Genomic DNA, 14,913 nt, shown 5'->3' on the forward strand with positions numbered 1-14,913 from the left:
CTCCTTCTTTCTGTCGCGAACAGGGCCGCAGCCGTGCTTACGTCCCTACTTTGTCCAATATATGCGTCGACTTCCCTTTATGACCTAAAAGTTGCAATGCATCCGCCACAATTCCTTCGGCATCCAAGCCCAACCTGTGCAATACCTCGTCGCGTCCCCCGTGTTCGACGAATGTGTCAGGCACGCCTTTGCGACGCATCGGAACGACAAGACCGCGATCGATGAGCAATTCGGCAACGGCCGAACCTGCACCACCTGCCAAGGCCGCTTCCTCAACCGTCAACATGGGTCTTCCCGTTTTACCCAATTGCACAATGAGATCCTCATCGAGCGGTTTGACAAACCGCAAATTGACGACCGTCGATTCGATTTGATAATCATCGGCAAGCGTGCGGGCGGCCTTCAGCGCCGGATCGACCATCGAGCCGAGTGCGATAATCGTCAAATCCGCCCCCTCGCGAAGCACTTCCGACTTCCCCCATGGCAAAGTCTGCAGCGTTTCATCAAGAGGCACGCCCAATCCATCTGCGCGGGGATAGCGAACAGCAACCGGCCCATCGTGCTGGCTGGCTGTATAAAGCATGTGCCGCAACTCGTTTTCGTCCTTTGGCATCATGACCGCCATGTTCGGCACCGTGCGCAGATACGCGACATCGAATACGCCCTGGTGCGTCTCGCCGTCGGGGCCAACAATGCCAGCGCGATCGACCGCGAGTAAAACTGGTAAGTTTTGGATGCAGATGTCATGGATGGTCTGGTCGTACGCGCGTTGCAGGAAGGTGGAGTAGACGGCAAAAATCGGACGCTTGCCGGCAGCCGCCAAACCTGCGCAGAACGTGCCCGCGTGCTGTTCGGCAATCCCTACGTCAAACGTGCGCGTGGGAAACTCCTTCTGAAATTTCGTCAAGCCACTCCCCGACAACATTGCAGGTGTCACGACCACGATGCGCTCATCGCGGCGCGCCAGTTCGGCCACCGTCGCCGCAAATACGTTCGTGTACGAAGGTGGTTGATTGCCCTTCACAGCACTCGGCCACGCATGCCACTTGTCTTCCGAACTCTCCGCCTGTGGATATCCCTTGCCTTTTTGTGTAAGCGTATGAATGAGGACAGGGCCGCGAATCTCCTTCGCGCGCTCAAAAACAGAAATCAATTGAGGCAAGTCGTGTCCGTCGATGGGTCCAATATACTTAAAGCCAAACCCTTCGAAAGGCGTGATCGGCAACAACATATGGCGTGCGGCGTCCTTGGCTCTGTCGAGGACTTTGGTCACCTTCGCGCCAACGCCGCTCAACTGTTTAAGAATGTGGTCGATATCCGCCTTGGCCTTGGCATAGCTCGGATCTGTGCGCAAGCGGGTCAGGTATTTGGACACAGCCCCAACGTTATTGGAAATGGACATCTCGTTGTCATTGAGGACGACAATCAGGTCGAGCCCAAGATCACCCGCGTGATTCATCGCCTCCAGGGCCATGCCTCCCGTGAGTGCACCATCGCCGATCACGGCAATGACATGATGGTTTTCACGACGGAGATCACGAGCCACCGCCATGCCTACAGCCGCCGAGATGCTGGTGCTGGAGTGACCTGCACCGAACGGATCATGCGGGCTTTCACTCCGCTTTAAAAAGCCCGCAAGGCCACCTAGCTTGCGCAAGGTCGGAAACATGTCTTTGCGGCCGGTCAAGATCTTGTGTACGTACCCCTGATGACCAACGTCCCACAAAATCTTGTCTCGAGGACTGTCGAACACCCGGTGCAGAGCCAAGGTCAATTCGACCACGCCCATATTTGCGCCGAAGTGGCCGCCCGTCCTCGAGATGGACGACACCAGGAAATCGCGGATTTCCTGAGCCAGCGTCACCAGTTGCGACTCCGTCAGTTGCTTCAAATCTTTTGGGTCTTGAATCGAATCCAGTAACGTAATCAACACCTCGATTGCACCAGAGTGTACAACAGACAACAAGCCGCAGGGGCCTTCCTGTGCACGCGGCGATCCGGTCTTCGAGGCTCCACCCCCAATCAAAGTTGGTCGAAGGAAAAATGACAAATAATAAAATTTCTCAACTTCAAGCGTACCAAATTCTGAGGTGTGCCCGCAATCGTACAACTAAATTTTTCGTGTGCCTGAACAACTGAGTTTGGCCAAAAGCAAACCATTGCCACCCATGTATGCCGCTTACGAATCCGAAACGCAAAATCAAACAAGAAAGGCCCACGCTGTCTTGTATGTCATGCACTATGCGAATATGCGGCAAATCGGGCAATGCGGCTCTATGCTCAGCGAAACAGTCCGACAATCGCCCAGCCCCCGTAGGCGATAATAAACGTAGAACTGACCATGCCGATGAGAATACTGGTCACTACCAATGTCGTGTTCCATCTCAGCAAATAGCCGATGGCCATACAAACGTAGGCACCTAAGATGGGGCACAAGGGAATGAGGATCCACACCCCGAAGCGCCCATACTTTTGAGATAGACGCTCAGCCTTCTGTAATCGCTTGCGCGCCCATTTCCACCGCTGTACGATCTCGCCGAATGCAAACATCATAATCGGCAGTGAGATAAGGTTAGCAAGGATCGAAATCACGGCACCTGTAAACGGGTGAAAGCCAAGCGGAATACTCGCTGCTGCGGCTGGTTGTGCTTCGAGTACAATCGACGTACCAATTAAAGACAGGGTCGGGACGATTCTCCCCTGACTCATTCCAACTCCTAGCGCGGCGGCAAAAAACAGCAAGGCCACGGCAACACCATACATGAGTCCGCGTACAAACGTGGAACGAACTGCAGTTGGACCCATTTGCCGCCCCATGGACATTCCCCCATTCTTTCACCATCTATTGTACCATTTGCTGGCGCTCATTTCGCTCATCATCTGTCATCCCATGGCAAGCTGCAACCTGCGCGTAACCCCTCTTATGAGAATGCGCACCAGAGGCATTCCTTATCAATGAAAGCGATTAGGTTGTGGTCTGGGCCGATGCGGGTGGCGCACTCCAAATCGAGCCGTCGAACGATGTATGTACGCCGATCTCGTTGAGGATATTGACCAAATCGTTCACGCAGACATATGGGGCTTGGCCGCCCACATCCGGATCGTTTGCGGTTTCTACGAAAGCATTTCCCAAAAGCGTTCCATTCACTATAAAATGTGCCATGCCATCGATGGGAACTTGGTGCGCGATGGCCCCTCTAAAAGGCGTGTGAATGACGACATTCAAGCCATTCATACGGCTCGACACACCGATGACATTCATCCAGCCAATCGCGCTTTGCAATGGCACAAACAAGGCCTTTCCTATTTTCTGAACGGGCATCGTGGTCGAGAGATCACCAGCAATGACAGATATCCTGTTTCTCGCCGGTAGCACAGTCACGGTCATTGCGACATGATATACACTGTCGATTGGACTTGCAAAATGATAGACCCCAGCGGCATCAAACGTAAGCGAGTAGCCGGTGTTGCTCGTCAGCACATTCGAACTGGCACTCCCTGCACCGTCGAACGCATGGCTGCCGCTCGCTGTTGGGACCATCAGCATGGAAGTAGAGCCCGCTGTATTGCTCGCTTCGTACGCCACCGCATGTATACCATGTACGCCAACTTCCTTCCAAACTACCGTATCGCCGACATGTATGGTCAACGATTTGGGTGCACAGCCAGCATAGGCATAAGCGGGCGCCGTGATGGAACACGCCGCAACCGGTTGCATGTTTGCGTTTTCCACTACGTACTCCCAAACGCCTTGCGGAACGCCAGCGGATCGAACAACCCCCTGTAAATCAACCCGCCCGCGGCTATCCGCAGTGGCGTGAAGCGTGGAGATCCCCGGAACCAACGGCCCTGTCACACTTGCATAGCGCAACTCCCCCACGTATTGGCCGCCAGCTTCCAGCCCAGTCAGGCTCACCGCGATGCTATACGCAGTGCCGTTTGCCACACTCGCATCAAGTCGCGGCGTCAGCGTGACACGCCCCTGGGCGGAACTTTTACCCAATGGTTGAAGCGGCGTTTGCACGCCTTCGCCATCTGGCAGATCGACATCCTCGACATAGGTCAGCGTGCCATTCGCATTGTCTACCACCTCAGCCCGCGTCTTGGCCAACGCCTGTTCCCCGGCCGCAATGTCGACCTCTGCCTCGTGCGCCGCCACAGCGTTATACGAAGACGCATCGGTGGGATACGGCGTTCTTGTCGGCTGGACAATCACGACGCCCTCCATACCTGGATGCAGCGGATCAAAACAGACATAAGTCCCCGGTTTGACAAACGTCAAATGATACGGAGCCGTCGTTAATATTCCAGATGCCACGGCATGCACACCATCGTATACGTCGCCGCCCAAAGCGTGCAACGAACTCGTCCACGGTGGCGGCGCAAGCTTGCCTTGCGGAGGAATGTAAATCGCTTGCCCAACGCCTGAAAATGACACGGTGTCGCCGGCGTCGATGGTGATGGTATTAGGTAGAAAAGCCGCCGCAAAGACTCCATCCGCCGCTTGTACGCCCGCCTGCATTGCCCAAGTAACCGGAAGCGGCGAATGGATGGCAGCAAGCGCGAGCGGTGCCGGTGAAATCATCATGAAGATACCTAACGCAACAGCAATGATGTGACGAATCCGATCCATGCGGTGCAAGCGCTTTCCCTCCGTGCTAGGACTGTTTATTCGGAAGCTTAACACGCATCGACTTGTTTGAATATTGTCTCAAACCGCCTTGTCCACAAGATGGGTTTGGCTTTTCAATCCGATTTCAACATAATGTTCGTATGATACAAGGAAGCCAAACCTGCGAAAAAGGGGGACTGTGCTTGGCGCGGCGGTATTTGCATGAGATTGACCTCATGCGCGCATTTGTCATCCTCGGTGTATTATCCGTGCATACGACGTCTTTTTTTAATGTGCTCAACAACGACATGACACCCGGTTTTTTAACGCTTGGCGCACTGATTACGACCATGCATTACACGCGGGAGACGTTCATGTTCGTCACGGGCCTCGTCTTATTTATCACGTACTATCGAAACCCATTCAATACACTGGTGTTTTGGCGAAAGCGCTTTTTGCTGATTGCCATTCCCTACATCATATGGACACTTGCCTATATTGCATTCGTGGGTTTGTTAACGCCCGGCTTCGACTGGTCGTGGTCCGTCCTTTGGCCTGCCATCACACACAATTTACTTACCGGAAACATGTATTTTTTATATTTTCTTGTTGTATCCATGCAGCTCTATATCGTATTCCCCTTTCTGCTGTACATGTTACGAAAGTGGGAAAAGTACCATATTCACATTCTCATCGCGAGCTTTGTCCTACAAATTAGTTTAATGTGGTTAAACAAGTACGCGCTTGGCAACATCAACGCAGCGAATTTGTCAAAAGTGCTCTATGATCTATACCAATATCGCGATCGAAACATTGTCATGTATCAGTTCTGGTTCGTTGCCGGTGGCATCCTTGCTTGCCATTATGATCGCGTGGCGGCTTTTATCTATCGGCATCGCCGTGCGCTATTCGTGTCCCTGGGAATTGGCGTGTGCCTGGTGTGGGGGTATTACTTTTTGGAACGCCTGGCCGTGGGCGAGAGCGAGAGTTCGGCGGAACTTGTGCTACAACCCATCATGGTTCCATACAGCCTGCTCGTGACATTGGTCTATTGGTATGCCGGCATGTCTTGGGCCAAACGAATGGGTCGCCCTGGGTGGCGCCCGTTCAGCAAATTCGTCAAGGTTGCGGGCAACACGTCGTTTGGCATCTACCTGGCCCAACCGTTCCCGTTGTACCTGATGGAACTGACGGTCAACCACATTGATGGCCTTGGTATTCCGACGTGGCTCCACTACGCCCTGCTGCCTGTCTCCATCTTATTTGTCTATTTCTCATCGATGCTCATTTCGTATGTTCTTGGCAAAATCCCGCTTCTCACGTATACAGTCGGCAGGCGTACACAATGGCGCCGCCACAAACACGAGGCAGTTCAGCACGCGGCATAACACATCAGGGGGCCAAGTCACTTGGCCCCCGTCTTATGATTACCTCACATCCGCCAAGATCAGGCTGCGCAACGATACGTAGTCCGTCTTCCCACTTCCAAGTAGAGGAAATTCATTAATGGTGCGCAATTCACTTGGCACATGCATCCGAGAATAGCCTGATTCCTCGACGATCTTACGCATCGGTGCCAACGTCAAACCAGCGACTGTCGTGACCAGTAAAATCCGTTCTCCTCGCACCTCGTCAGGTACCGTGATCGCGGCAAAATCGGGGCTGTCATAAGCGCGAGCTGCCAACTGTTCGACAAGATTAAGCGACACCATTTCGCCTGCAATTTTCGCAAAGCGCTTGAGACGCCCAATAATCGTGACAAAGCCATCGTCGTCCACCGTAACGACGTCCCCAGTGTCATACCAACCACTCTGTTCCACGTAGCCCTGGCCGTGCAATAAGTAGCCTTTCATCACGTTCGGACCTTGCACGTGCAGCACCCCGCCCTCGGGAATTCCCTCGACGGCAAGAAGACGATAGGCAATGCCGGGCAAGAGTCGTCCAACCGTCCCCTGGCGATGGTTGATGGGTGTATCCAAGCACAAGATGGGCGACGTCTCAGTTGCGCCATATCCCTGCATAATTTGCAACTGGAACTTTTTCAACCAAGCGCGCTCGACTTCGGGCTTTAATCGTTCAGCCCCGACGACCGCATAGCGCAGCGATGCAAATTGTTCAGGTGTGGCATGTTGGCCATACTTCTCCAAAAAGGACGACGTCCCGAAAAGAATGGTGGACCGTTCTTCCCCTGCCAATTCGGGAATTCGTTTGTAGTGCAAGGGCGATGGGTATAAGTAGGTCTGTATTCCGGCCAGGAGCGGCAACAAAGCTCCAGCTGTCAGACCGAATGAGTGAAACATTGGCATCGCGTTCAACATTCTATCCTGCGTTCCAAAGTCGATAACCGATCTGGTTTGTTGAACGTTGGCATAAATGTTCGCGTGAGACAATACCACTCCACGCGGCTTGTATTCACTGCCCGACGTAAATAAGATCAGTTCGCGCAAGCCCTTGCTCGCGCGCGCTCGGCGCTTCGATGCGAGCAGACCCTGCACCTTCTCGAATACGGAAATACGCTTGCGCACATCCTCCATTTCGTGAACGGACAGACGGACACTCAGCGCTGCCTCGACATCTTGCAACTGACCTTTCTGAATAAATTCGCGCGATGTTAAGACGGTGCGCAAATCTGCCGTCTCGCAAGCATCGAGAATCGTTTGAATTCCACTTGAATAGTTGAGCATCACAGGTGTAATCCCCGCATAAAACAGCGCGAAGAGGACGACCACTTGGCCAATGGAATTGGGCAAAAGCACACCAACGCGCTCCGTCCCGGCAAACATGCGACGAAACGTCGTCCCAAGTACATACGAGTTCAACAGGATCTCGCGATATGTTGCCTTACCGCTGATATCCTTGCAAATCACGCGCTCCTCCCCATAGTACCTGGCGGAACGAACCAGCTCATCGAACAGATTGACTTCCGCATCATCTCTTCTGCCAAGATAACTCACCAACAAAAATCTTTGTAACTCGTCGAGCGTTTTGCGCGCATCTGTCAAAGGCAAAGCCTCACCCATACTCGGGAGGCGCGTGTGTCCGTACACAGGAATCAGTGGAACTTGGCGACGAAATGCATAGCTTGCCACCGCCTGAAACGTCGCTTGATCCGTATCCAGGGCGACAAAGACCGGTTTTCCGTCTTGTAGACTGCGGATGAGTGGCGCAAACGAACGCGGCTTCGCGGCGTAAATGCACACCGCCCCCCTGTTGCGCAGGAATTCCCCATAGCGCGCCTGTACCATCTCGTTCACACAGATAAGCACATCTCGAGGTACTGCCTCTAACACTCTGCGAAAATCCGTGTGAATCGTTACGTTTAATAAGTAGATTGCACATCTTTCCGTGCGAAACGGCACATCCGATAACGCTTTCATACTCATCTCCTTGTGATCCCTACGGCGATATGTGGCACCAGTTTAGCACGCCTGTACGCAATTCGACACACTGAATTTCTCCGCACTGGTATAATTGTCTAAGGCTGATCTTCGCGATCGCGCTGAATAGCGAAACGGAGGAATTCCGATGAAATTTTCTGAAATGGTGTACGAACGGCCAAACATGGGCGACATCTCGTCGCAAATGAAAGAACGTATTGCCGCATTCTCGAGCGCTGAAACGGCCGACGAACAACTCGAACAGATTGCGGCCATCAACAATCTTCGCAATCACTTTATGTCAATGGCTGAGCTTGCATCCATTCGCAACTCCATTGATACGCGCGACGAATTCTATAAGGCTGAAAAGGAATACTTTGATACGGTATCGCCAGAGATGGAAGCTATTGAAACCGAGTTTCGTGAAGCCTTGTTAGCTTCACCGTTTCGCGCGGAACTGGAGAAACATCTGGGCGCCCAACTGTTCAAGCTTGCTGAGGTGCAAAAGCGTTCATTTGGCAACGCCATTGTTGCTGATATGCAGGAGACAAATCGGCTGGTGACGGAATACAACGCACTGGTCGCAAGTGCGAAAATCCCATTTGAAGGGAAAGAGTTGACACTCAGTCAAATGGGTCGTTATCTGAATGCGCCGGATCGCCATGTCCGACGAGCGGCTAACGAGGCGCGTTACGCCTTTTTCGCGAAGCACGAAGAGGATTTTGATAGACTTTACGACGAGATGGTGAAACTGCGCACGCGCATGGCTCGCCAACTCGGCTACGACAACTATGTGCAGATGGGCTACGACCGCATGAATCGAACCGACTATGGCCCAGCGGAGACGAGGCGGTTTCGCGACCAAATCAAGCAACACATCGTCCCACTCGCGGAATCACTGCGCGATCGACAACGGCAGCGCCTCGGCCTCGACAAACTGCAATATTACGACCTCGCCCTTCACTTCCCAACGGGCAATCCGGAACCCAAGGGAGATCCCAGCTGGATTGTCGAGAACGGGAGGCGGATGTATCGCGAGCTATCTCCCGAGACAGACGCCTTTTTCAAGTTTATGGTCGACAACGAACTGCTTGATCTGCAGAGCCGCGACGGCAAACGCGTCGGAGGTTACTGCACCATCATCCCGTCCGCCAAAGCTCCATTTATCTTCGCAAACTTCAATGGAACAGCGCATGATGTCACCGTACTTACGCACGAAGCAGGTCATGCGTTCCAAGCGTTTGAGTCGCGCAATTTGCCGTGTCCGGAGTACTATTTCCCGACGTCGGAGGCGGCTGAAATTCATTCAATGAGCATGGAGTTCTTTACGTGGAATTGGATGAACCTGTTCTTTGAAGAGGATACAGAGAAATTTAAGTTTTATCATTTGAGCACTTCGGTGTTGACGATCCCGTACTTTGCAGTCGTCGACGAGTTCCAGCACTTCGTCTATGAAAACCCGACGGCCACCCCACAGGAGCGCAAGGCGTACTGGCGGGAGTTGGAGCGCACCTACTTCCCAAGCCGTACGTACGAGGAAAGCGAATATCTCGAGCGCGGTGGCTACTGGCACCAGCAACTCCATATTTTCAATTACCCGTTTTACTACATTGATTACGGCCTGGCACAAGTCTGTGCACTGCAGTTCTGGACCAAAATACAGTCCAACAAAGAACAGGCGTGGAAGGATTATCTCCGCCTATGTCAATTGGGCGGCAGCCGTTCCTTTGTCGAACTTGTACAAGCCGCGAATCTACGTTCACCCTTTGATGAGAACTGCATTGAATCCATGATTGGCGATATCGCCAATTGGTTGGACAGCGTCGACGACAAGGCCCTGTAAAACATGGCGCCGCCGCTTCCTTAGCGGCGGCGTGCCATCCACCAAAAGCCAACGACGATTGCGATTAATAATATAAGAAGAAACGGGATATGCCGAGCGATGGAATAACCTATGCCCCAGCCGAGGCCATGCACAACACCCCGAGCAAATTCGTGTCCCAGCCCAGATCCAAAACTCGAATACGCATGATGAGAGAACGCGTACGAGCGAAGTAACATCTTTCTCCCCCATTCATTGCTCATCAATGCGCAGATCGTAAAGTAAGTCCGGGCGGGCGTCAATACTTTGTTGACGCCGCTACGAATCCGCCAACCGGATCCCTCCATGTTGAAAACGCATTTGGGCAATCACATGCCGCGAGCACTCGTTTGAATAGGCAAACGGGATCGGCCATTAGCGTACCTCCTGCCCAATGGTTTGGCGAGGGACATCAAAGTATTTCGGCAGTTCACTGGCAGTTAAAGTCTCTGGATATGCAGATTCGTGGTGCAAAGCCAGATCAAGCCCCATGATCTCTTCTTCTTTTGTCACCCTCAGACCGAACAGCTTGTCGACGACCCAAAGCAGAACGAATGTGCCAATACCGGAGAACAGCCAGGTCGCAACGATTCCCGTCAACTGCAGCAGCACCTGATGCACGTTGCCGTGGATCAACCCGTTTGCACCCGCCGAATTGACGGTGGTCGAGGCAAATAGGCCGGTCGCGAAGGCCCCCCATGTGCCGCCGATACCGTGGCCACCGAACGCGTCCAAGGCGTCGTCGTAGCCTAATTTCGACTTCATAAACGTCGAGGCAAGATAACAAATCGCGCCGCCAAGAAGTCCGAGTACAATCGACCAACCGGCTGAGACGAAACCGGCTGCCGGCGTGATCGCGACCAGCCCTGCGACAGCTCCGGCGCAAGCACCAACGAGTGTAACGTGACCGGTGCGCAGTTTCTCGGCAATCATCCAACCCACCGCAGCCGCGGCTGTGGCGGTATTCGTCGCAAGAAACGCCTCGGCCGACAGATAGTTTGCGGCAAGAGCACTGCCTGCGTTAAAACCGAACCAGCCGAACCATAGAAGTGCAGTACCAAGCAGGACGAACGGCACATTGTGTGCTTTAATCTCACCCGATCCATGTTCTGCACGACGTCCGAGATACAAAGCTGCCACCAGCCCCGCAACACCCGACGAGATGTGGACGACAGTGCCTCCTGCAAAATCCAGTACGCCGAGCGAGTGCAACCAGCCACCTGCGCCCCACACCCAGTGCGCCAGCGGATCGTAAATGATGGTTGCCCATAGGACGATAAAGACGACAAACGATGCGAACTTGACGCGCTCTGCCAAGCCGCCGACAATGAGCGCCGGTGTGATGATGGCGAACATCATCTGGAAGATGCTGAATACCATATTCGGGATGGTACTAGCATAGTCGGAGTCTGGAGCGGCGCCGACACCTCTCATCATGATCCAACTCAGGTTGCCGATGATGTGGTGGAAATCCGGCCCAAAGGCCAGGCTATAGCCAATAACAACCCACTGCAATGAAACCACCAGGATGACGGATACAACCTGCAGCATAGTCGTGATCACGTTTTTGGTGCGAACGAGGCCGCCGTAGAAAAATGCCAAGCCGGGCGTCATGAGCAATACGAGTGCGGAGGATGCGAGAATCCAAGCTGTGTCACCCGAGTTGATGGGCGACGTCGTGGCAGCAAAACTGGTGCTCGGGAACAGAATGATGCCCAAGCATGCGGATAGAATCCAAGGCCATTTTGACCCAAACCGCTTCTTCATCTCCGTCTCCACTCCTTATCCTGAATTTTTTCATAACCTTACATGGCAAGGCGGGGTGGCGTCAACGGATTATGTAATGTTTTCTAACACAAATAAAAATAACATTTTATCAAGATGGATGAGTAAGGGGTTTGCCGCGGATTCATCGCAACAAACTTTACATCACGTGGGGTAAGACTTCGTATAAAAACCGAGTCTGCCGGAAGCTCAACTCCAGCAAACTCGGTTATCGAGTTTCCTCTCGTTTTCACGTGTGAACGTCAAGCTCCAGGTTCTGATGCCGACACTGGCGATCCGGTATGCACGCGAAAATCGACACCATATCCGCCTTCTCCAACCGCCCCGTCGCGCGAAGTCCAATACACGCGGCGCTTGACTGGCTCCGTTTGCGCCACCACCATGCCATGACTCATGACGATCTCGGCAGGTGGCATGCGCCGCAGGAGATCCCACTTGTCATCCGCATCGACGAGCAACAACGACGCAGGCTTCCCGACCTCAATGCCATATCGGTCCTCAATCTGCAACGTCTTCGCGGATCGATCCGTCACCATATCGACGCAGGCCATAGCCTCTTGACGCCCAGTCATCTGCCCGACATGCATAGCCATGTGTGCCACCTGAAGCATGCTTCCAGTACCAAACGAGTACCATGGATCCATGATATCGTCGTGGCCAAGGCACACATTGATGCCCGCCTGCCATAACTCTTTTACACGCGTAAAGCCGCGCCGCTTCGGATAACTGTCAAAACGCCCTTGAAGTGTAGTGTTGATCAGTGGATTGGCAATGAAATGGATATCTGCCTTGCGCAGAAGTCCGAACAATTTATAGGCGTATGCGTCGTTGTAGCTACCCATGGCCGTCGTGTGACTGGCCGTGACACGCTGGCCCATGCCCCGCTCCAACGCTCGTGTCGCAACAACCTCGACAAACCGCGACTGCTCGTCGTCGATCTCGTCACAGTGCACGTCCACCAAGCGGTCATATTTTTCGGCGAGATCGAAACACGCGTCGATCGAGCGAACGCCGTACTCTCGCGTATACTCGTAGTGCGGAATGGCACCAACGACATCCGCCCCTAAGCGCAGGGCTTCTTCCAAAAGTTCGAGTCCGCGACCATTCTGATACGAATAGATGCCCTCCTGGGGAAACGCGACGATTTGAATGTCGATAACACCGCGGACCTTCTCCCGCAACTCCAGCAAGGCCTGTAGCGCAGTCAAGGTCGGATCAGTCACATCGACATGTGTGCGAATGTGCAGTGTGCCTTGCGCCATCATCCACTGCAAAGCCTCGTCGACTCTCGCCAGCACGTCCTCTTTTGTCAAGTAAGGCTTGCGCTCGCTCCAGCGCTGAATGCCTTCAAACAGGGTGCCGCTTTCATTCCAGCGCGGTTGTCCCGCCGTCAACACGGAATCCAGGTGGATATGCGGCTCGACGAACGGCGGCATGGCGAGCAGCCCCCTGCCTTCTATCACCTGACCACTGTATGTTCGCGTTCCTGCGGTCACAATCTCCGCAATATGACCACCCTGAACGCCGATATCAAAATGCCCTTCGCGCCCCATGATACGAACATCCGAAATCCAGACGTCAGACATGCGGCCACCTCCTCCGTACAGAGAGACTTTGTCCAACTCATCCTAACACCGCGCATAAGCTAACCACAAATGCCACCCTCCCCAAATATCTACATAAGGCCTGCGGCAACCGGAAAACATACTTTGGCCGACACGTTTGACCCATACGAAATTTGGCCTTGACGTCAGATTGATTAGCATCCGATATTGACGACTCGTACGGGCATTGTCATAGTAACAGCGTCCAACGATTGAATGAGTTGGAATAAAGGCAGAATTGTAAGGAGGCGTTTCCACATGTCGTACGCGGATCCATCGGATACATACGGCTCGGAGGTATTACATGTCGAGCCACATGGAATCGATCCGATTCCCCAATCAGAGCGTCACGGCCGGGTCAGCAGCTTGTTCACGCTCTGGTTCAGCGCAAACCTGGAGTTTGCCACACTGACGACCGGCGTTCTTGGCGTTGGCGTATTCGGACTGTCGTTTTGGCAGGCAGCCGTTTCCATTGTTATAGGTACTGTCGTGGGTGCACTCGCCATCGGTTTCCTCACGACATTCGGCTATCGTTGGGGCTTGCCACAACTGATTCAGTCGCGAGCTGCATTCGGCTACTTCGGCAATTTTTTGCCTGGAATACTCAATTTCCTCTGTGGGATCGGCTGGTACACGGTCAACACGGTTCTCGGCGTCTATGCCTTGCAGTGGTTACTACCCATCGGCTTCCTACCAAACCTGATCATTATGATCATCCTGCAAGCCATCATCAGTATTTACGGGCACAACATGATTCACTGGGTCGAACGCGTAGCAGTACTGATTTTGTTGGTCATCTTTATTTTGGTCAGCGTTTATGCGTTTCCACATATTCATTTCAACATCGCGGAAAATCCGCATGCTTCCGCGTTCTCTGGCACTTCCGGTTCCATGATTTTGTCAATTGCGATCTCGCTCTCCTACATGATGGGATGGATGACATACAGCTCAGACTACAGCCGTTACTTCCCGCGGGATACGAAATCGACGAAGGCTTTTGCCGCTGCGTTTTGGGGCAACGTCATTCCGGCCGTTTGGCTCGAGTTGCTCGGTACAGGGCTATCGACTTTCACATCCGTCAGCAAGCCGACCGACCTGGTGTCTGGCATCCTGCCACACCCACTCGCCATTGTGACCATGCTGGCGATCATTCTCGGAACCATCACCGCAAACGTCATCAACATCTACTCGGGATCCATCTCACTACTTTCCATCGACGTGGGCATTGTTCGGGCAGTTGCACCAAAGCGTTGGGTTGCGGCACTCTTGGTTGGCATCCTTGGCGGCATTCTGTCGTACGTCGGCGGCCAGTCTGGTTATTACCAAAATTATAGCAACTTCCTGTTTGTTCTTGCATACTGGATCAGCCCCTGGGCCGCCGTCGTCATTGGCGATTACCTGCTCGTCCGCCGCCACCGGGATGAGATTGACGACTTTTACGATAAGACGCGGCCGCTGCGTGTGGGGTTCTGGGCATTTCTAATTGGTTTTGCCTGTTCCATACCCTTCTTCAACCAAGTCATGTATACCGGATACTTTGCGAAGCACTATCCGCAAATCGGCGACATCTCATACTATGTGAGCTTTGTTGTCGCGTTTGTTCTGTACGCACTATTTGCAAACCGACAAACCGCCCAAGTCAGACTGTAGAAACGACAACAGGCGCCCGCACTA

General features: G+C 53.3%; 9 protein-coding genes. 3 read left to right on the forward strand and 6 right to left on the reverse strand.

Annotated features, from left to right (window positions below; all coding sequences use genetic code 11):
• Window positions 1–37: 37 nt before the first annotated feature.
• The 3 genes from dxs to QMF38_RS02500 form a co-directional block, all read right to left on the reverse strand.
• Complete coding sequence (dxs, locus tag QMF38_RS02490; RefSeq protein ID WP_058093971.1) at window positions 38–1,933, reverse strand: 1-deoxy-D-xylulose-5-phosphate synthase; 1,896 nt, start codon at window positions 1,931–1,933, stop codon at window positions 38–40.
• A gap of 347 nt (window positions 1,934–2,280) precedes the next feature.
• Entirely contained in the window at window positions 2,281–2,817 is a 537-nt protein-coding gene (locus tag QMF38_RS02495; RefSeq protein ID WP_058093930.1) for a small multi-drug export protein, read from the reverse strand.
• A 148-nt stretch (window positions 2,818–2,965) separates the two neighbouring features.
• Complete coding sequence (locus tag QMF38_RS02500) at window positions 2,966–4,642, reverse strand: cupredoxin domain-containing protein (RefSeq protein ID WP_058093931.1); 1,677 nt, start codon at window positions 4,640–4,642, stop codon at window positions 2,966–2,968.
• A 173-nt stretch (window positions 4,643–4,815) separates the two neighbouring features.
• On the opposite strand from QMF38_RS02500, the gene QMF38_RS02505 reads away from it, so the two are divergent.
• Window positions 4,816–6,000: an acyltransferase gene (locus QMF38_RS02505; RefSeq protein WP_058093932.1), complete on the forward strand. Its 1,185-nt coding sequence runs from the start codon at window positions 4,816–4,818 to the stop codon at window positions 5,998–6,000.
• A gap of 39 nt (window positions 6,001–6,039) precedes the next feature.
• Here QMF38_RS02505 and QMF38_RS02510 read toward each other — a convergent pair whose 3' ends face one another.
• On the reverse strand, window positions 6,040–7,989 hold the full coding sequence (locus tag QMF38_RS02510) for an AMP-binding protein (protein WP_058093933.1): 1,950 nt from the start codon (window positions 7,987–7,989) through the stop codon (window positions 6,040–6,042).
• Between the two features lie 148 nt (window positions 7,990–8,137).
• Between QMF38_RS02510 and QMF38_RS02515 the strand changes: the two genes are divergently transcribed.
• Window positions 8,138–9,832, forward strand: a complete 1,695-nt coding sequence (locus QMF38_RS02515) for a M3 family oligoendopeptidase (protein WP_058093934.1) — start codon at window positions 8,138–8,140, stop codon at window positions 9,830–9,832.
• Window positions 9,833–10,225: 393 nt separating this feature from the next.
• On the opposite strand, the gene QMF38_RS02520 is transcribed toward QMF38_RS02515, so the two are convergent.
• Both QMF38_RS02520 and codA read right to left on the reverse strand, forming a co-directional pair.
• Complete coding sequence (locus tag QMF38_RS02520) at window positions 10,226–11,518, reverse strand: ammonium transporter (protein ID WP_198146606.1); 1,293 nt, start codon at window positions 11,516–11,518, stop codon at window positions 10,226–10,228.
• A 359-nt stretch (window positions 11,519–11,877) separates the two neighbouring features.
• A complete protein-coding gene (codA, locus tag QMF38_RS02525; protein WP_058093937.1) occupies window positions 11,878–13,221 on the reverse strand; it encodes a cytosine deaminase in 1,344 nt (447 codons plus the stop codon).
• A gap of 276 nt (window positions 13,222–13,497) precedes the next feature.
• Here codA and QMF38_RS02530 point away from each other — a divergent pair, with 276 nt between their 5' ends.
• Window positions 13,498–14,889, forward strand: a complete 1,392-nt coding sequence (locus tag QMF38_RS02530; RefSeq protein WP_281758562.1) for a purine-cytosine permease family protein — start codon at window positions 13,498–13,500, stop codon at window positions 14,887–14,889.
• Window positions 14,890–14,913: the final 24 nt, after the last annotated feature.

It is taken from the genome of Alicyclobacillus hesperidum subsp. aegles (genome assembly GCF_027923525.1).
Lineage (GTDB): Bacteria > Bacillota > Bacilli > Alicyclobacillales > Alicyclobacillaceae > Alicyclobacillus > Alicyclobacillus aegles.